General features: G+C 65.3%; 10 protein-coding genes. 7 read left to right on the top strand and 3 right to left on the bottom strand.

The window, feature by feature from the left end:
- Positions 1 to 40: 40 nt before the first annotated feature.
- The 3 genes from RCH10_RS04850 to ppc all read right to left on the bottom strand — a co-directional run bounded on the left by RCH10_RS04850 (position 41) and on the right by ppc (position 11,656).
- Positions 41 to 8,317 carry a GH36-type glycosyl hydrolase domain-containing protein gene (locus tag RCH10_RS04850; RefSeq protein ID WP_409051504.1) on the bottom strand — a complete coding sequence of 2,759 codons (8,277 nt, stop codon included), beginning with the start codon at positions 8,315 to 8,317 and terminating at the stop codon, positions 41 to 43.
- A 7-nt stretch (positions 8,318 to 8,324) separates the two neighbouring features.
- Positions 8,325 to 8,552 (bottom strand): hypothetical protein, encoded by a 228-nt coding sequence (locus RCH10_RS04845; protein ID WP_187052757.1) that lies wholly within the window; start codon positions 8,550 to 8,552, stop codon positions 8,325 to 8,327.
- A 152-nt stretch (positions 8,553 to 8,704) separates the two neighbouring features.
- Positions 8,705 to 11,656 carry a phosphoenolpyruvate carboxylase gene (gene ppc, locus RCH10_RS04840; RefSeq protein WP_409051503.1) on the bottom strand — a complete coding sequence of 984 codons (2,952 nt, stop codon included), beginning with the start codon at positions 11,654 to 11,656 and terminating at the stop codon, positions 8,705 to 8,707.
- A 41-nt stretch (positions 11,657 to 11,697) separates the two neighbouring features.
- On the opposite strand from ppc, the gene hemC reads away from it, so the two are divergent.
- From hemC to RCH10_RS04805, 7 genes are all read left to right on the top strand, one after another.
- Positions 11,698 to 12,603 (top strand): hydroxymethylbilane synthase, encoded by a 906-nt coding sequence (gene hemC, locus RCH10_RS04835; RefSeq protein ID WP_409051502.1) that lies wholly within the window; start codon positions 11,698 to 11,700, stop codon positions 12,601 to 12,603.
- Between the two features lie 12 nt (positions 12,604 to 12,615).
- Positions 12,616 to 13,386 carry a uroporphyrinogen-III synthase gene (locus RCH10_RS04830; RefSeq protein ID WP_409051501.1) on the top strand — a complete coding sequence of 257 codons (771 nt, stop codon included), beginning with the start codon at positions 12,616 to 12,618 and terminating at the stop codon, positions 13,384 to 13,386.
- Complete coding sequence (locus RCH10_RS04825; RefSeq protein WP_409051500.1) at positions 13,383 to 14,486, top strand: uroporphyrinogen-III C-methyltransferase; 1,104 nt, start codon at positions 13,383 to 13,385, stop codon at positions 14,484 to 14,486. Before RCH10_RS04830 ends, RCH10_RS04825 begins: the two co-directional genes overlap by 4 nt.
- A 7-nt stretch (positions 14,487 to 14,493) precedes the next feature.
- Entirely contained in the window at positions 14,494 to 15,777 is a 1,284-nt protein-coding gene (locus RCH10_RS04820; protein WP_409051499.1) for a heme biosynthesis protein HemY, read from the top strand.
- A gap of 229 nt (positions 15,778 to 16,006) precedes the next feature.
- The gene (locus RCH10_RS04815; RefSeq protein WP_409051498.1) at positions 16,007 to 17,173 is read left to right on the top strand and encodes a polysaccharide biosynthesis/export family protein; all 1,167 of its coding nucleotides are present in this window, start codon (positions 16,007 to 16,009) and stop codon (positions 17,171 to 17,173) included.
- A gap of 28 nt (positions 17,174 to 17,201) precedes the next feature.
- Positions 17,202 to 17,642: a low molecular weight protein-tyrosine-phosphatase gene (locus tag RCH10_RS04810; protein ID WP_409051497.1), complete on the top strand. Its 441-nt coding sequence runs from the start codon at positions 17,202 to 17,204 to the stop codon at positions 17,640 to 17,642.
- A complete protein-coding gene (locus tag RCH10_RS04805; protein WP_409051496.1) occupies positions 17,639 to 19,903 on the top strand; it encodes a polysaccharide biosynthesis tyrosine autokinase in 2,265 nt (754 codons plus the stop codon). Before RCH10_RS04810 ends, RCH10_RS04805 begins: the two co-directional genes overlap by 4 nt.
- The last annotated feature ends 23 nt before the right edge of the window (positions 19,904 to 19,926 follow it).

Here is a 19,926-nt window from a genome sequence, read left to right as displayed (position 1 = left end):
AAGCAAACAACGCAGGCGCATTCTGGACAGCTCACCAATCTCAAAGTCCCGCAGCACCGCCTTGCGCAGTCCCCATTTCGACTTGCAAGACAGTCCCTTCCGGCAGCGCTCTCCAGTCGACCCATTCGCCATGCGCAACCTGTTGGACCGGGCCGCCCTCTGCATCGGCATTGCGATCAGTCCCGGCGCGCGTGCACCGGATCTCGACAGTCCGGCCACCCAGCTTCACCGTCATTTCGAAACCCGGCCAATGCGCCGGAATCCGCGGTGTCATCGAGAGCCGGTCGCCACGCACATCGAGGCCGAGCAAGGTCTCGACCGCCGCACGGTGCAGCCAGGCCGCCGAGCCGGTGTACCAGCTCCATCCGCCGCGGCCGACGTAGGGCGCTGCGCCGTAGGTGTCGCCGGGCATCACGTAGGGTTCGAGTTCATAGACCGGCCCGCGCTCGGCATGTTTCGATCGATGGGCGGGGCTCAGGCCTTCGAAGCTGCGCCACGCTGCTTCGTGGTCGCCGCTCAGCGCCTGCGCCATCAGACCCCACACCGCGCCGTGCGAGTACTGACCGCCGTTTTCACGCACGCCCGGCGGATAGGCCTGGATGTAGCCGGGGTTGTTCTCCGACTTGGCGAACGGCGGCGCCAGCAGGCGCAACAGGCCGGCCGGCGCATCGAACAGATGTTCCTTCACGGAGGCCATTGCCGGCGCCGTGAAGCGCTCGCTCGACGCACCGGAAATCACCGACCACGCCTGCGCGATCAGGTCGATGCGGCACTCGTCGTTGGCCGATGAACCCAGTGGCGCGCCGTTGTCGAAGAACGCACGGCGGAACCAGGCGCCGTCCCAGCCGGCATCGTGCAGGGCGGCGATCCAGCCGCGCCGCGCTTCTGCCCAGCGCGCCACGCGCTCGTGCTCGCCGCGCGCTTCAGCCAACGGCGAGAAGGCTGCGACCACGCTGCAGAGAAACCAGCCGAGCCAGACCGATTCGCCGCGCCCTTCATTGCCGACGCGGTTCATGCCGTCGTTCCAGTCGCCGGTGCCCATGAGCGGCAGGCCGTGCGCGCCGACCGCCAGGCTGTGGTCGATGGCGCGCGCGCCGTGCTCGAACAGGCTGGCCGTCTGGCTGGAGATTTGCGGTGCGTAGTAGGCGTCTTCGGCGCCAGGCGGAATGGCCGGACCGTCGATGAAGGGGACTCGCTCGTCGAGCAGTGTCAGGTCGCCGGTGACTTCGGCGTAGTGCGCTGCGGCGTAAGGCAGCCACAGCAGGTCGTCGGAGAAATGCGTGCGCACGCCGGCACCGCCGGGCATGTGCCACCAATGCTGCACGTCGCCTTCGGGGAATTGCCGTGCTGCGTTGACGAGGATCTGCTCGCGCAGTCGCGCCGGATCGGTCACGGCGAAGGCCATCGCATCCTGCAGCTGATCCCGGAAGCCGAAGGCGCCTCCGGCCTGGTAGAAACCGGCCTTCGACCACAGGCGGCATCCCAGCGTCTGGTACGGCAGCCAACGATTGACCAGCGCATCGAACAACGGGTCGGGCGTGCGCACCTGCAGGCGGCCGAGCAGGTCGTCCCAGAAAGTGCGCACTTGCGCCAGTGCCCGCAACGCGTCGCGTGCTTGCCAGCGCCTTGCCAGTTGCTGTGCGGCGTCGGCGCTCTCCGCATGACCGAGCACGAAGCTGAAGCGCGCGGTCTGCCCTGGCGCGAGCGTGAACTCGCCAGCGATGGCGGCACAGGCGTCGAGCCCGCTGCCGGCTCGCTGGCCAAGCATGTCGGGCAGTTCGACCATGCCGCGGCCGGCGAAGAATTCGCTGCGGTCGCAGGTCCATTGCAGCGGCGCCGACAAGCCGTCGAGTCCGGTGAGTTGCACGAATCCCGCACTGCCGCCGAAGCCTGCGCTCGACTCGCGCTGCAGCCCGAATACCGCGGCCTGGTCCTCCGGCTTCCATGTGTGAACGGTACGGCGCGTGCCGCGTGCGGCTCCGAGCTGCCACTCGACCATCGCCAGAGCGCGCAGGCGGCGCTGCCCGATGCCCTCATGCCGCACGCTCACATGCACGACTTTGACGGCGTCGTCGCGGTCCGCGAAGAAGGTCGTCTCCAGTACCAGGTTGTGATGCAGGCACTCGAACACGGTGTAGCCCTGGCCGTGTCGCACGCGATGCCGCGAAGCACCGGCGCCCCGGCCGGCGGGTGTCAGTGGGATCAGCTCGCGCGCGTCGACGTCCTGCAGCAGGTAGTGCTCGAAGGCCGGGTCTTGCACCGGGTCGTTCGACCACGGCGTGACCTGGTTCATGCTGCTGTTGACCGCCCAGGTGTAGCCGATGCCCGACTCCGACACCTGGAAGCCGAACGACGCGTTGGCGATCACGTTGATCCACGGCCGCGGCGTGCGCCGGTTCAAGTCGACTTCGAAGCAGAACTCGCCGGTGGCGGCATCGAACGCACCCTGCGGCGCCGTCACCGATTCGCCCAGTTGCGCGGCAGAGGGCAGTGCCGACAGCGCCACGCGCGCGGGCGGCGCGACGATCGACACCGATACCGCCGCGTCGCGCAACGCGGCCACCTGCACTTCGAGAGACCGGCCATCGGCGGTGAAGACCACGCGCGCCAGGCTCGACAGCGCCGCCTTTTCCGAAGGCGCCACTTCATGGTCGCGCAGCAGATAGAAGCCGGCCGCATCGTTGCGCGGAAAGCTGTTCTGCGTCTGTTGCGCCACGCGGTCGCGCAAGGCTTCCATTTCGCGCTGCAGCGGCATCAGGTACGAATTGGGTTCGCTGTTGAGCACGACCAAGTCGCAGGCCACGCCCCCGAATCCCCACCAGGGTTGCGCCCGCAGCAGGGTGTTCACCAGCCGCATCCCCGTCACCGAATGGATGTGCACCAGCACGATCGGCTTGTCGCCCGAGATACCGAAGCGCCAGATCTGGTGCAAGTCGATCAGCCCGCGGTCGCTCATCACGCGCGGCGTTGTGTAGGTGAGGATGGTGGTGAGGTCTTGCAGCGCCAGGTTCTGTGCGGGGTCGATGCTGAGGTCGCGCAGTCGCACCTGCGCCAGCGTTGCGGCCATGCGCGTGGCACGCTCCACATGCATCGGTTGCAGGTAGCGGTCGATGCTCGGGAGCAGCGCTTCGACGTTCTCGTCGGCCGCGGTCGCAAAGGTCACGCGGGCCGTCGCACCGGCGGCGATCTCGAGCTTGACGCGCAGGCAGGCGATGGCGTCGAGCCCGTTGATCGGCTTGCCATCGGCCGTCATCGGTTGCGGGTCGAGCGCGGGCGTCGCTAGCGTGCGGTTGCGGCCGATGAAGGCGCGGCGATCGACCATGCAATCCACCGACAGGACATGCGCGTCGACCGATGCCACGAAGTGCGCCGCTGCCACCACGGCGTCGCCGTGAAGACGCGGCTTGCGCGACAGCAGCACGGCGCGCCAGGTCGGCTCCCAACGCGTCTCGACGAAGAGGTTGGTGAAGGCCGGATGGGTCTCGTCGGCCTTCGGGTTCGACAGTACCGGCTCGAAGTACGAGATCAGTTCGAGCGTGCGGCTCTCTGTGCCGGTGTTATGGATGGCGACGGTGCGCAGCTCGGTGTCGTCTTCGGGGCTGATGAGCACCGTGGTTCGCACGTGCAGGTCTTTGGTGCGGGCGTCGAACTGCACCTGGTCGGCCAGGAAGCGGGCGCGGTAGTTCCAGCCTTCGCCGGGCGCGGGAAGGGCGGTGACAGACGTAAGTACCCGGTCGCCGACGTCGCGCAGGTAGAAGAACGTGCCGTAGCTGTCGCGCAGCGGGTCGTCGCGCCAGCGCGTCACGTTGAACGATCGCCAGCGGCTCACTCCGGCGCCATTGGCGCGCAGCGCGACGGTGTAGCGGCCGTTCGACAGCAGGTGCGTCGGCTGGAAGCCGGGCGCCGACGGATCGACGACGCGTGGCTGGAACACCGGCAGCGCTTCGCCTTCGGCAGGTTCCGGCGGTGTGCGCGGATCGGCGCTGCCGATGATCTGCCGTGGCGTGCGCTCGTGCAGCAGCGACACATGGGCCTCGACCAGCGGCGCGCTGGCAAACCAGCGCCGCGGCGCGTCGTTGCGCAGCACGTTGCACAACGCCACCAAAGACATGCCCTGGTGGTGCGCCATGAAGTTGCGCACGACGCTCAACGGCTCGCCTTCAGGTTGCCGCGACACGGTGAAATCGACCGCGTCGAAGAAGCCGCAGTCGCCGCGCGCACCGAGCGATTCGAGCAAGCGCAGGTTAGCCACCGCATCGGCCGGCGCCATCAACGCCGCCATCGCGCTCGCATAGGGCGCGACCACGCGGTCGGTCGGTGGCGTGCGGCGCAAGGCCAGGCGCGGCACACCGAAGGGCGAGTATTGGTAGGCCAGCGAGTGGTCCTGCGCGAAGTACGCTGACTCGGACACGCCCCAGGGCAGCTTCTGCGCCTTGCCGTAAGCCTGTTGTTCCGTCACAGCAGCAGCGTTGGCGACCTGCAGCAGACCGTCGTCGGGCTCGGGCATGACGAGCGCCGGCATCAGGTACTCGAACATCGAGCCCGACCACGACTTGAGGCTGGCCCGCGCACCGACCGACAGGAAGGGGCGTCCGAGTGCCATCCAGTGGCGGCGCGGCACGTCGCCTTTGGCGATGGCCAGGAAGCTGAGCAGGCGCGACTCGGAAGCCAGCAGGTCGTAGTAGCTCTTGTCGAGCGCGTTGTCGTCGACCCGCAAGCCGATGTGGAACAGGTGGCGCTTGGCGTCGTACAGGCCTTGAAAATTCATGGCGGCGCACAGCGCCTCGCAGCGCTGGGCGATCGCTTCCAGCGAGTGCGCCGATGCAGCGCTGCCGGCAGCTCCGCCGGCATCCTCGTTTGCAAAGGTGCGGCAGGCTTGTGCCACAGCCAACAAGTGCCCCGCCATGTTGCCGCTGTCTACGCTCGACACATAGGTCGGAGGCATCGATCGCAACGTCTGCGTGTCGTACCAGTTGTAGAGATGGCCCTGATGTTTGTCGAGCTTGTCGATGGCGTCTAGCGTGGCGCCGAGCCGTGCCACCAATGCCTGCGAATCGATCCAGTCGAACTCGCGTGCGCAGCAGGTCGCGAGCAGGTACATGCCGATGTTGGTCGGCGAGGTGCGGTGGGCGATGGTCGGCTGCGGTTCGAGTTGCAGGTTGTCCGGCGGCAAGTGGTTGTCTTCGGGGCCGACCACGCGCTCGAAGAAGCGCCATGTGTCGCGCGCCAGCGTGGCGAGGTAGTCGCGCTGGTCGTCGGTGACGGGGTGCGCCGCTTCGTTCGCATGCGGCACGCGGCTGCTCAGCCATGCCACCAGCGGCGCGCAGGCCCAGATCAAAAACAGCACCGGCGCGAGCAGCGGGTCGGCGCTCCAGTGCGACGCGACAGCCAGCGCCAGGCACAGCAAGCTGGCAAAGGTGCCGGCGCGCAAGAACGGCCCGGGGCTGTAACGCGCCTGAGCCTGCAACTGGTCGGCCGTCGTCCACTGCAGCAGGTGCCGGCGGCTGACGGCGAGCCGCCAGAGCGCGCGCAGCGTGGCGTCGGCCAGCAGCTTGGTCTGCGCAAAGAGCTGTGTGAACTGCCATGCCGCGCCCGCGATGGCGCGAAGCAGTTCGGTCGAGCCGACGTCGAAGAAATGCTGGAGCTCGATGGAGCGCCGCGTCGGCACCAGACCTGCGAGTGCGCCGAGCAAGGGCCCCAGCGTGATGGCGAGCAGCACCACGCCCAATGCCAGGTTGAGCGGCAACGCGCCGGTGAAGATGGCCCAGGCGAGCAGCGCTGCGGACATGGGCACGACCATGGCGCGGCGCAGGTTGTCGCACATCTTCCACTGGCCCAGCAGGTCGATGCCAAAGCGGCGCGGACGCAGCATGAGCGGCAGCAGTTGCCAGTCGCCGCGAGTCCATCGATGGATGCGCGAAGCCGCGACGCCGGCGTGGTGTGGATGGTCTTCGACGAGCACCAGGTCGCTGACCACCGCGCAACGCGCCACCGTTCCTTCGAGCAGGTCGTGGCTCAGCACCGCGCCTTCGGGCAGCCGGCGGTCGAGCGTGTCGTGTAGCGCGCGGACATGCAGCAGCCCCTTGCCCGTGAAGGAGCCGGTTCCGAACAAGTCCTGATAGACGTCCGACGCGCCACTGCTGTAAGGATCGATGCCGCACTGGCCCGCGAACAACCAATGGAAAGCCGAGCGCTCGTTGCGCTCCGGAAACGGCGTGACGATGCGCGGTTGCAGGATGCCGAAGCCCGCGACGACGCGTCGCGTGGCCGCATCGATTTGCGGCGCGTTCAGCGGGTGCGCTGCGATCGACACCAGCTCGCACAGTGCGCCCGAAGGCAGGCCGGTGTCGCTGTCGAGCGTGACGACGTAAGGGATGTCGCGCATCAACTGAAGGCCGGGCGCCAGCGGGACAAAGCCGCTGCTGTCGCCCGCAGCGAGCCAGCGCATCAGCATCTCGAGCTTGCCGCGCTTGCGCTCCCAGCCGATCCAGCGGCGCTCGGTTTCGCTCCAGCTGCGCGGGCGATGTAGCAGCACGAAGCGTGGCGCTGCGTCGGGTGATGCCGCCGGCGACACGGGATACCGGGCATTCAGCGATGCGATGCAGTGCAGTGCGTCGTCGAGCAAGGCTGCGTCTTCCGGCAGGCTTTGTTGCGAAGCATCTGCCCAGTCGGTCAGGAGTGCGAACTGCGCCTGCGCTTCTCGATTGGCCAGCCAGTGAAGCTCGAGCCGATGTGCGAGCCGCGCGTTGTTGCGGCTCGAGGTCAGCATCGCAGGCACCACGACCAGCACGCGATGCGCTGCCGGGATACCGCCGGTGAAATCGAGCCGCGGCAAGGGCTGCACGCGCGCGGATTCCGACACGATGCGGTGCATCAACGCGATCACCACTTCGGAAAGCGGCCACAGCATGAGCACGAGAGCGACGGTCGTCGTCCAGCCCGCATCGGGCCCGTCGGCGCCGTGCAATGCGCGCACCACAAGCGCGAGAAAAAGCGCCGTTCCGACCGCCACGACGCCGATGTACAGCGGCAACTTCCAGCCGCCGGAAAACTTCAAGCCGGCCGCGGGTGGCGCGTTTGTCTCCGCAGTTGCACCGTGGTTCGCAGGCCGCAGTGCAGCAATCAAAGCCGGGCGGCCGCGGCCGAACAGGAAGTAGCCGGCGGTGCGCTCCGCGTGCGCCCAGTGCGCATCGTCGGATTCCTCGATCAGCGGATTGGCCGGCGCGCTCGCGAGCTGCACCACGGCCAGCGCCACTTCGCGCTCGGGGCGCGCCGTGGTGCGCGCGACCTGCTCCATCGCATGCGTGATTTGCTGTCGCGTGAGTTCGCTTTCACGGCCATAGCTCGGCAACTCGCGCAGCACGCGAAGCGATCGGCTCACCGGCTCGATCAGGTCTGCCCATTCGACCTGCCCGATCATGCGCAGCGTCGTGATGATGTTGCCGACCGTCAGGTTGGCCGCGGCCTGTTCTGCATGGGCATCGCCGATCAACGCGGGGCCGTTGGTGCAGTGGTGCGCGGTCCAGCGGACCAGCGCCGGCGGCGTCTCGCCTTGCTCGACCGGCAGCCGTTGCCACAGCTGCGTGAGGTAGCTGGCGGCCAGGCCGCGGCTCAGCAACGCCGCGTGGATGGCATCGAGGTCTTGCTCGGAGAGCGACGGCGCGGCATCCCACGCGGCGTGCGCAACTTCGCGCCCCACCTTGGCTGCGGCGATGGTCTCGGCGACGCGGCGCAGGTTTTCGAGCAACACGACGCGCAGCGTCGTCGGTAACGCCCACAGCTCGCCCAGCGTGAGTTCGTCGACCTCCTGGTACGCGTTGAGAAACGCGGTGAAAAGCTCGTTGTTGAGCACGCTGTCGGTGTGCGCCACGTAGGCCCAGGCAATGCCATAGACCCGCGGCAGGCCGGCCAGCGGTTGCGCCGCCAGCTTGGGCAGCCGCGCGTAGTAGCTGCGTGGAACGCCTTCGCGAATTTGCTGGAGCTGCGCCTCGACCAGATGAAAGTTGTCGAGTAGCCACTCGGCTGCCGGCGACACGTAGCGGCCGCTGCGCGAGGTCAGCGCGATGTAGTCGAAGGCCTGACGCAGCGATTCGAGGTTGCGGTCGACCCTGGGGAAGAACGGTGCGGTGCCTGCAGCGTCCGTCTCGTCGTCGATGACCTGTGCGCGGGCAAGACTGCGTCCGTGTTGCTCCAGACGTTGCGTGCCGAACAGTTCCGCGCGTACCGGCAACTCGACCGCCTCGGGCGGTCTCGACAGAAGCTCAAGAGCGTATTCGCTGAGCGAATCGAAGCGGTAAAAGACGGGCGCGGCGCTCACTCACATGTCAGGCGAGGGCCAGCAGTCCGAGCGCAATGACGAAGGCCAGAAAAGCAACGGTCACGATCCGGCCGGCAGCCATGGCGTGGAACCGCTGCAAGCCGCTCCGCAACGTGAACATGGGGCCGCGCGCTCTCGCGCAGTCCCGCATGTGAAGTGCCAGCGCATCGAAATCGCTGCTCACGAAGTCGCCTTGGCTTGCATGCGAAACGGCAGAAGATCGAGGCGAAGACATAGCAAGGTTTCCTGTGAACGACCAGAGCGCCGACGCGGTTTGCAACATTGCAATCCGGCTGCCGTGTGACCAAATGTCAGGTTAATCCTGAACCTGACGCTCCATGCCCCCCGATCGGCGAATGATTGCGTAGGAGGGCGCGCACAACGTGATCAGCCGGTGTTGCGAAGGCCGGCCGCCACGCCGTTGATCGAGATGTGAATGCCACGCTGGAGCCGCTCACCGCCTTCGCCAGCACGGTAACGCCGCATCAGCTCGACCTGCAGATGGTGCAGCGGGTCGATGTACGGAAAGCGGTGGCGCACCGAGCGCTGCATGTCGGCGTTGCCTTCGAGTCGCTGCTTGGCGCCGGTGATGAGCGTGAGCGCGTCCGAGGTGCGATGCCACTCGGTCTCGATCATCGAAAACACCTTCTGCCGCAGCTTGCGATCGGCCACCAGCTCGGCGTAGCGCGACGCCAGCGCGAGGTCGCTCTTGGCCAGCACCATGTCCATGTTCGACAGCAGCGTCCTGAAGAACGGCCACTGCGCGTACATGCGCTGCAGCAGCGCTTGCCGCTCCTTGCGCTCGGCAGGTTTGCCGTCACCCAGGAACTGCTCGATCGCCGAGCCGAAGCCATACCAGCCCGGCAGTGTGAGCCGGCACTGGCCCCAGCTGAAACTCCACGGTACTGCGCGCAGGTCTTCGATCTTGTGGCTCGGGTTGCGCGACGCTGGCCTCGATCCGATGTTGAGTTCTGCGATCTCGCGAATGGGCGTGGCGCCGAAGAAATAGTCGCCGAAACCTGGGGTTTCATAAACCAGCTTGCGATAAGCGGCCATGCTCGCGACCGACAGCGCCTCGGCGGCTGCAACGAAGGGCGCGGGCGCTGCCTTGGCGACAGGCAACATCGTGGCTTCCAGTGTGGCGGCGACCAGCGTCTCCAGGTTGCGTCGGCCGATCTCGCGGTTGGCGTATTTGGAGCCGATCACTTCGCCTTGCTCCGTGAGGCGGATCTGACCGCGCACGGTGCCTGGTGGCTGCGCCAGGATGGCGTCGTAGCTCGGACCGCCACCGCGTCCGACGGTGCCGCCGCGGCCGTGGAACATGCGCAGCCGGATCGGCTCCGTCTTGCCCTTGTTCAACTCGTCGAACAGGGCTACCAGTGCCAGGCCGGCGCGGTACAGCTCCCAGTTGCTGGTGAAGATACCGCCGTCCTTGTTGCTGTCGCTGTAGCCCAGCATCACGTCCTGCTCCGCACCCGAGCGCTGCACCAGCGCGGCAATGCCCGGCAGCGCATAGAAGGCCCGCATGATCGGCGCGGCGTTGCGCAGGTCCTCGATGGTTTCGAATAGCGGCACGACGATGAGGTCGTTGGTGGCGTCCTTGTCCATGGCGCCGCGCAGCAGGCCGACTTCTTTTTGCAGCAGCAGCGCTTCGAGCAGGTCGCTGACCGTTTCGGTGTGGCTCACGATGTAGTGGCGAATAGCGGCATTGCCATAGCGCGCGCGTGAAGTACGCGCCGCTGCAAAGATCGCGAGTTCGCTTTGGGCCAGCGGCGAATACGCCGCATCTGGCACGCGCAACGGGCGTGCGTCGTCGAGCAGTTTCAGCAGCAGCGTTTGCTTGGCGTCTTCGGCCAGCGCGGCGTAGGCCGGTTCCATGCGCGCGGTGGCGAGCAGTTCGGCGACCACGGCTTCGTGCTTGTCGGAACTCTGGCGCAAGTCGACCGTCGCCAGGTGAAAGCCGAACACCTCGACCGCGCGAATCAGCGGGCTCAGGCGCTGAGCGGCGAGCACCGCGCCATGCTTTTCGATGAGCGAATCCTCGATGGTGCGCAGGTCGGCCAGGAACTGTTCAGCATGCGTGTACGGGTTTTGCGGCGCTACGGCATGGCGTGCGGCCTCGCCTCCGGTCAGGTCACGCAAGGTGGCCGCGAGGCGCGAGTACACGCCCGTCAACGCACGGCGATAGGGCTCGTCGACCCGGTGTTCGTTGGCGTCGGGCGAGCGTTCGGCCAGCGCCTGCATCTCGACCGACACATCGATCAACGTGGCGGACAACGACAGCTCACCACCAAGGAAGTGCACCTCTGTCAGGTAGTGGCGCAAGGCCAGTTCGGACTGGCGTTTCAGCGCGTATTCGAGCGTGTCGGCGGTGACGTTCGGGTTGCCGTCGCGGTCGCCACCGATCCATTGGCCCATGCGCAGGAACGGCGCGATGCCGCGCTGGCCCAGGGCGCGTTCGAGGTCGGCGTAGACACGGGGAATTTCGCGCAGGAATGTCGCTTCGTAATAACTCAGCGCGTTCTCGATTTCATCGGCCACCGTCAGCTTCGAAAAGCGCAGCAATCGCGTCTGCCAGAGCTGCGTCACGCGGGTGCGCATCTGTTCCTCGTTCTCGGCGTACTCGATCGGTGTGAGCGCGTCTTTCTTGCCGATGAACGCGTAGTGGCGCTGCTGGATTTCGTCGCGTGCGGTCAAGAGCAGAGCGATGGCGCGTTCGGCGTCCAGGATGCTCTTGCGCTGCACTTCGGTCGGGTGCGCGGTGAGCACTGGCGACACGTAGCTGTGGGCCAGCGTTTCGACAATGGCTTCGGGCGAGATGCCGGCTTTTCGAATGCGGGCTAGCGCCATCGGCAGCGTGCCGGACGCGCTTTCGCCGGCGCGATCGGCCTCGGTGCGGCGGCGAATCTGATGCCGGTCTTCCGCCAGGTTGGCAAGGTGACTGAAGTAGGTGAAGGCGCGAATCACACGCACTGTTTCGGACGCGCTCAAGCCTTTGAGCAGGTTCTTCAGCGCGCGGTCGGCCTGGTGATCGGCGTCGCGCCGAAAGGCGACCGAAAGCGTGCGAATCTTTTCGACAAGTGCGTAGGTTTCTTCGCCTTCCTGCTCGCGAATCACGTCGCCGAGGATGCGGCCGAGCAAGCGGATGTCATCGACCAGTGGCTGGTCTTCGCTCGGCCTGCGCTTTGTCACTGCAACGGGCGCTGCTGATTTGCTTGTCGTCTTGCTTGTTGTTTTCAACGGTCTCTTCTCCTCGTCTTTCCTCGTCTTGGCGGGATTGCCGAAAGCGCTTTCAACGCGCCGAAAGGCATGGTCATCGGCGTTGCTGCAGCGCAACATGCTAGCATTCCGCGGGTCATATTCACCAGTGGAAAACGCCTGTGAGCAACATCGTGATCGCCACGCGCGAAAGCCGTCTGGCACTCTGGCAAGCCGAACACGTCAAGGCACTGCTGCAAGAAAGAGGCCACACGGTCAGCCTGTTCGGCATGACCACCCGTGGCGACCAGATCCTCGACCGTTCGTTGAGCAAGATCGGCGGCAAGGGTTTGTTCGTGAAGGAACTCGAAACCGCGCTGGAAGAGGGCACAGCCGACATCGCCGTGCACTCGCTCAAGGATGTGCCGATGGACCTGCCGCTCGGCTTCGCGCTGGCCTGCGTGCTGGAACGCGAAGACCCACGCGATGCGCTGGTCTCGCCGCGCTACGCGTCGCTGGAAGCCCTGCCGCACGGCGCCGTGGTCGGCACATCGAGCTTGCGCCGCGTCGTGTTGTTGCGCGCGCTGCGGCCCGACATTCGCATCGAACCGCTGCGCGGCAACCTCGACACCCGGTTGCGCAAGCTCGACGAGGGTCAGTACGACGCGATCATCCTGGCTGCGGCGGGATTGATACGGCTGGGGCTCCAAGACCGGATTCGCATTGCCTTCGAGCCCGACGTCATGCTGCCGGCCGCCGGGCAGGGTGCGCTCGGCATCGAGATTCGCGCAGACCGTGAAGACCTGATCACGGCACTGGCGCCCTTGGGGCACCGCTCCGACTGGCTCGCCACGGCGGCCGAACGCGCCGTCAGCCGCTCGATGGGCGGCAGCTGCTCGATGCCACTCGCGGCGCATGCCCGCTGGCAGCGGGGCGGGGGCTTGCGCATCGATGCGGCCTGGGGCGATCCGGAGGGCAGCGCCTCGCTGGTCGAGGTCCATGCGGAAGCCGAGGCCGGCGACCTCGACGCTGCGGCGGCGTTGGGCAACCGGGCCGCTGTGCTGCTGCGTGCGGCCGGCGCGCACTGAAGGCACACCGCCATGAGTGCGACGCGCGTCATCGTCACGCGGCCGGCGCGGGAAGCCACTCGATGGGTCGATGACCTGCGCAACGCGGGGCTCGATGCCGTCGCGTTGCCGCTGATAGACATCGCGCCGGTGGCCGACTTCGAGCCCTTGCGCGCAGCATGGGCGCGGGCCGCGGGCTACGCCGCGGTGATGTTCGTCAGTGCCAACGCGGTGGAAGAGTTCTTCCGTCTGCGACCGGGCGAGGTGCCGGTGACGCTGCGCTGCTGGGCGACCGGCCCCGGCACCGCACGCGCGCTGCGTAACGCAGGGGTAGCGTCAGGTGTCATCGATGCGCCGGATGCCGCCTCCAGCAATTTCGATTCTGAAGCGCTTTGGGCTCTGGTGCGCCCGCAGGTAACGCCGGGTGCGCGCTTGCTGATCGTTCGCGGCGGCGATGCGGCCGGTAATGCCGCAGGACGCGATTGGTTGGCGCACGAGATCGAAATGGCGCAGGCGTATTACGACACCGTGGTGGCCTACCGTCGCTTGCCGCCAGCATTCGACAGCGCTGCGTTGGCCATCGCTGCCGACGGTGCCGAGGGCGGCGCGATCTGGCTTTTCAGCAGCTCGGAAGCGATCGGCAATCTGCGACGCGCGTTGCCGAATACTGTATGGGGCAAGGCGCTTGCGGTCGCGACGCACGCGCGCATCGCTGAGGCGGCGAGGGCAACGGGTTTTGGCACGGTCGTGCTCTCTCAACCGCTCAAAGAAGCGCTGGTCGCCTCGATAGAATCGTTGGCATGAGCGCTGCCCTCCCGTCGGACGATCTTTCGCCAGAGCCGATTGCGCCTATCGCCCAACCTGCATCTGCGCCGGCAACGGTTCGTGCCCCGCTCGGTGTCTCACCTTCGATCGCGGCTGCGATGCTGTCCCGCATCGTCGTTGGCTTGCTCGCCATCGTGGCGCTTCTCGCGCTCGTGCTTTGTATCGTGCTGTGGCAAAAAGTCAGCGGCATGCAGGAGCAACTGGCGCGTCAAAGCGCCGATGCCTTGATGCAAGCGGCCGAAGCGCGCGCGCTGGCCCGGCAAGCGCAAGAGACGGTGCGCGACACGGCCGCTCGCCTCGCGCTCACAGAAACGCGTGTCGGCGAAGTTGCTCTGCAGCGCTCGCAACTCGAAGACCTGATGCAGAGCCTGTCGCGCTCGCGCGACGAGAACCTGGTCGTCGACATCGAATCCGCCGTGCGGCTGGCACTGCAGCAGGCGGAAGTCACGGGCAATACCGAGCCTTTGCTCGCCGCGTTGAAGGCCGGCGATCTGCGCATCACGCGCGCTGCGCAACCGCGGCTCGCGCCGTTGCAACGCGCGATGCAGCGCGATGCCGACCGCATTCGCAGCACTGCGAGTACCGACAGCGGCGAGGCCCTGCGCAAGCTCGACGACCTGACGCGCGGCGTCGACGATCTGCCGACGGTCAACGCGGTCGCGATGCGTGGGGCGGGCGCCAATCCATGGGAGGCCGAACCTGTGCCGACGGACGCGCCCTGGTGGCAACGCGCGCTACTGATCGCGCGAAGCGAGGCGCGGTCGTTGCTGCGCGTCGGGCGCATCGAGCGACCGGAGTCCGTGCTGCTCGCACCCGACCAGATCTTTTTCTTGCGCGAAAACCTGAAGCTCAAGTTGCTCAATGTCAGGTTGGCGTTGATGTCGCGCCAGGTCGACAACGCCCGCACCGAGCTGGGCACGGTATCGGCCACGCTGAACCGGTACTTCGACCCCGCGTCGCGCCGTACGCAGGCCGCGGCAACGCTGGTGCAGCAGCTGCAGGCGCAGGTCAAGTCGACCGAGCCGCCGCGCATCGACGACACGCTGGCGGCCATCGCGACCGCCGCAGCAGGACGCTGAACTGCCGATGCGTGCTGCTCTCTGGCTCCTGGCGCTTTTCGGCATTGCGGCGGCCGTGGCGCTGTTCGCGGGCAACAACCAGGGCACGATCACCGTCTTCTGGCCGCCATGGCGAGTCGACCTGTCGCTGAACCTGGTGCTGCTGCTTCTGGTGGCCGCCTTCATGCTGCTGCACCTCGCGTTGCGCGGCCTGTCGGCTTTGTTCTCGTTGCCGGTGCAGGCGCGGCAATGGCGGATGCAGCAAAAGGAGCGAGCCCTTTATGGCGCCTTGCTCGACGCTCTGGCGCAGTTGATTGCCGGTCGGTTCTCGCGCGCCCGCAAGGCGGCGCAAGCAGCATTGATGCAGGAAAAGACACTTGCCGCGCTCGACGCCCGGCTACCTCAGGCGCAGCAAGTGAGGGTGCTGTCGCATCTTCTGGCGGCAGAGAGCGCCCAAGCCCTGCAAGACCGGCCCGCCCGCGACGCACATTTGCAGCAGGCGTTGAACGAAAGTGTCGATCGCAATGCGTTGCCGGCACCCGAGACGCGCGAAGGCGTCCAGTTGCGCGCCGCGCGGTGGGCACTTGAAGACCGCGACGCACCGGCGGCGCTGGCGCGGCTCGAGGAGTTGCCCCAAGGCGCGCAGCGGCGCACCCTGGCGCTGCGCTTGCGGCTCAAGGCGGCGCGCCTCGACCGGCGCACGCTCGAGGCTCTCGAGACAGCGCGGCTATTGGCCAAGCACCGGGCGTTTTCAAATGCAGCGGCGGAGAGCATCGTGCGTGGCCTGGCGACCGAGTTGCTCTCCAGTGCGCACGATCCGGCGCAGCTCATGAGCGCCTGGGGGCACCTGGAGTCCTCCGAGCGAGAAATGCCCGAGGTTGCGATCCATGGTGCTCAGCGCATGGCGCTGTTGCGCGGCGACCTCGCCATTGCCCGAGGCTGGTTGTTGCCGGCCTGGACCCGAATGGTCGAACAGCCACAGAGCGTGAGCGATAGTCTGCGAGTGAAGCTGGCTCGCGCTCTGGAAGCGGGGCTGGACTCTGTTGACGCGGAATGGCTCGCGCGCATCGAATTGGCGCAGCGCAACAACCCGCGCGACCCGAACCTGCAGTACCTCGCGGGCATGGCCTGCATGAAGCGGCAGCTTTGGGGCAAGGCCCAACAATTGCTGACGCAAGCCGGCAATGGCCTGCAGGACGCAGGCCTTTACAGGCGCTCCTGGCAGGCACTCGCAACCCTCGCTGAGGCGCGTGACGACACCGATCAGGCAACCGTGGCGTGGAAACGCGCTGCGCAGACAGAAACGCCCTGATCGCACCAGACTTTTTCAGAGCGCGTTGCTATCTATTCGATAGCTAGAAAACGTTACTGGAAAAGGGCAAAAGCGAGATTTTGTGGATTTTTGCAATTAGTGCAAAAGTTCACGTTTCTCCATCAAACGATGTACACCCCGAAACAACTTGAGGTTTTGGCGTTACGTGATGTACAGTCGTAACTGTTTGCAAAAGTATTCATTTTTACTGCGATTTCGGGGGTCCGGATTGAAACGAATTTACACATCTGTCGCGTTGGCGGCGTCTGGCCTGGTACTCCTTACGGTGTCGGGTTGCGCCGCAATTGGACCTGGCTACGAATCGATCAGCAGCGCCGTACGTGAGGTCAAAGACAATGCAGCCAAGGCCAATGCGGCAAGTGGCGGAGTGGTCAATCCTGATCTGCCACCCGAAGGCTCTGTCTCGGAGATCAATCCTGAGCTTCTGCGTACGCTGACTTCATCGCGCCGTACAACGCTTCCTCAGGACGTCGCAAAACTGCTCGGCGAACCCGAGGTCTACCGCCTCGGTCCCGGCGATGTCGTTGGCATCACCGTTTTCGACCATCCTGAAATCATTTCGAGTGCGATTCCTGCAACGACCGTGGCTGACCCCGCCAGCGTCTCGCCGGCACCGGGTTTTATCGTGTCCAACACCGGGCAACTGAGCTTTCCGTACGCCGGCACCCTCAAGGTGGCGGGGATGACGGTGCAGGAACTCGAAGACGTTGTCACCAAACGACTGCAGCGCGTGTTCAAGGAGCCGCAAGTCAACGTTCGCGTTCAAGCGTTTCGTAGCAAGCGCGCCTATGTCGAAGGCGAAGTGCGTGTTCCGGGCCTGCAAGTTTTTACCGACATTCCGATGACTTTGCCTGAAGCCATCAGCCGTGCTGGTGGCATTACGCCGACAGGAGACCGGTCTTTCGTGACACTGACCCGCGATGGTGTAACAACGTCGATCGACTTGATGGGTATGGCTGAGGTGGGTGTTGACCCCACGCGAATTCCGCTGCGCAGCGGCGACATGGTGACCGTGCGCAACCGTGAAGACAGCAAGATTTCCGTGATGGGCGAGGTGTTGCGCCCAGCCGCCGTGCTGATGCGAAATGGTCGTTTGAGCCTGAACGACGCACTGAGCGAAGTCGGAGGCGTCGACTTGGGTACGGCCAATCCGCGTCAGATCTACGTGGTCCGCAACCTTCCTAAAGGCGGCCAGGCGATCTTCCATCTCGATGCACGCAACGCATTGGCGTTGGCGATGGCCGATGGCTTCGCCTTGCAACCCAAGGACGTCGTCTTTGTCGACCCGGTCGAGTTGGTGCGCTGGAGTCGTATCGTCAATTTGATCCTGCCGTCGGCGCAGGGCGCGAATCTGGTTCGCGGAACCTACAAGTAACAGGTTCAGGTCGCGCAACAACAGCCCCATGCGGAACATCCTCATCGTGTGCACCGGAAACATCTGTCGCAGTCCCATGGCCGAAGGCCTGATGGCTGCTGCCTTGCCCGGGCGCGACGTGAGTTCGGCCGGCCTGGGTGCGTTGGTCGGCTATCCGGCGGACCCGGTAGCTAAAGAGTTGATGCGCGAGAAGGGCATCGACATCGACGCGCACAGGGCGCGCCAAATCAGCCTCGACATGTGCCAGCGTGCCGACGTGATTCTTGTCATGGAGCGCAACCAGCGGCGTGCCATGCACGAGCGCTATCCGTTCACCAACGGAAAAGTTTTTCAGATGGCCGGACAGAACGGGCAGGACGTGCCTGATCCGTACCGCCGACCACGCGAAGTGTTTCAAGCATCTCTCGCGCAAATAGAAGCCGGTGCCCGGCATTGGGTCCAACGCATTACAAAAGCATCCAGCCGATGAACTCCACACTCACCTCCCATTCGACGCTGACTCCGTCCAGCACCTCCAGCCGTGGCGATGACGACGACGTCGATCTTGGTCACTACCTGGACATTCTGCTTGCCAACAAGTGGCTGGTGGCAGCCATCACTGCGGTGGTGCTTGCCATCGGCGTCGCGTACGCCTTGTTGAGTCAGCCTATCTACGAGTCGAACCTGCTGATCCAGGTCGAAGAAGAGAACAACAACGCCAACAAGAGCTTCCTGGGCGAGGCCAATGCGCAGTTCGACGTGAAAACTCCGGCCAGCGCCGAGATCGAAATCCTGCGCTCACGAATGATCGTCGGCCAGGCGGTCGAGGCGACCAAGCTGTATGTCGACGCCTATCCGCGCTATGCGCCGCTGATTGGTGGATGGCTGTCGCGTCATGCGTCGCAACTTTCTAACCCGGGCTTCCTCGGTTTTGGCGGCTACGTGTCGGGAACCGAAAAGATCGTTGTCTCACGCTTCGAAGTGCCGCCGGCGCTGGAGCCTAGCGAGTTCATCCTGACGGCCAAGGGCGACGGCGCCTACACGCTGGAACACAAGGGCTGGAGCGAAGTGCTGACCGGCAAGGTCGGAGCACTGCTGAAGGCCGACACGCCACAAGGCCCGATCGAGTTCACTGTCGCGGAGTTGCTGGGCAAAGCCGGCGCGCAGTTCCGCGTGATTCGTTTGTCTAAGCAAGCAACCATCGAGACATTACAGTCTCGACTGGTGCTGGCCGAAAAGGGCAAGCAAACGAGCGTGATCAGCGCGACGCTGCAAGATCCTGATCCCATCAAGGTCACGCAAATCCTGAACGCGATCGGCAGCCAGTACGTTCGCCAGAATATCGAGCGCAAAGCGGCCGAAGCGCAAAAGACGCTGGCATTCCTGGATGTTCAACTGCCGCAGTACAAGCGCCAACTCGAGGAGTCCGAGCAGCTCTACAACAGCTATCGCAACCAGAAGGGCACCGTCGCATTCGACGAAGAAGCCAAGCTGGTGCTGGCAACCGCCGTCGACCGTCAGACCAAGCTGCTCGAGGCGCAGCAACGTCGTCGTGAACTCGAAGCGCGCTTCACGTCCAATCACCCGCTGGTCCAGACTCTGGATGCGCAGGTGGCGGCGCTCAGCCGCGACATCAACGATGTCCAGGGACGCATCAAGGCGTTGCCGGGCATTCAGCAAGATGCCGTTCGCATGCAACGCGACGTGACCGTCAACACGACGCTCTATCAATCCCTGCTCAATCAGGCGCTGCAACTGCGTTTGGTCAAAGAAGGCAAGGTCGGCAACGTGCGACTGCTCGACAGTGCGACCGTGCCGGATTCGCCAGTCAAGCCACAGCGCAGCATGATCGTGCTCATCGCTCTGGTGCTGGGCCTGTTCCTCGGCATCCTGGCTGCCTTCATCCGAAATGCATTGGTCGAGCAACGCATTCGTGACCCGCATGAATTGGAAATGAACATCGGACTGCCGGTCTTCTCGAGCATTCCTTTGAGCCCGGCACAAAAGGGCATCGCGCAACGTCGACTGACCGGTGCGACCGGCGTCAGGTTGCTCGCCATCGAGCGGCCGGACGATCTGGCGATCGAAAGCCTGCGCAGTCTCCGCACCGCCATGCAGTTCGCGATGCTCGAGTCGCCCAACAACCGGGTGATGATTACCGGCGCGACACCTGGCGTCGGCAAGAGCTTCGTCACCGCAAACTTCGCGGCGCTGATGGCCGCAGCGGGTAAACGCACGCTGCTGATCGACGCCGATCTGCGCCGTGGACACATCCATCAGTACATGGGTCTGCAGCGCCACGGCGGCCTCTCTGAACTCATCGCCGGCAGCTTGACGATTCAGCAGACTGTTCACAAGCAGGTCATTCCAAATCTCGACTTGCTGGCGACCGGGCAACTGCCGCCTAACCCCGGTGAACTGCTGCTGTCCGACTCGTTCAACACGATTCTTGAAAAGCTCTCCGAGCAATACGACCTGGTGATCATCGATACGCCGCCGGTGCTGGTGGCAGCCGATACCGCCGCAGTGGCGACGCATGCAGGCACGGTGCTGCTGGTGGCCCGTGCGCACACCTCGACAATGGGCGAGTTGAAGGAGGCCACGCGCCGGCTGGCGCTGGGCGGCAAGGCGGCCAACGGCGTTTTGCTGAATGCGATCGAACCGAGCCGGCAGGGGTATGGGGCCTACAAGTACGGACGCTACCGGTACACCAACTACAACTACGAGAGCATCCTTCCAGAGGAGCAATAAAAAAGGGCCGCAAGGCCCTTTTT

Origin of the sequence: Variovorax sp. GrIS 2.14 (genome assembly GCF_046115955.1) — a bacterium.
In the GTDB taxonomy this organism is placed as follows: Bacteria; Pseudomonadota; Gammaproteobacteria; order Burkholderiales; family Burkholderiaceae_C; genus Variovorax.
This window is presented reverse-complemented; position numbering and strand designations above follow the sequence as displayed.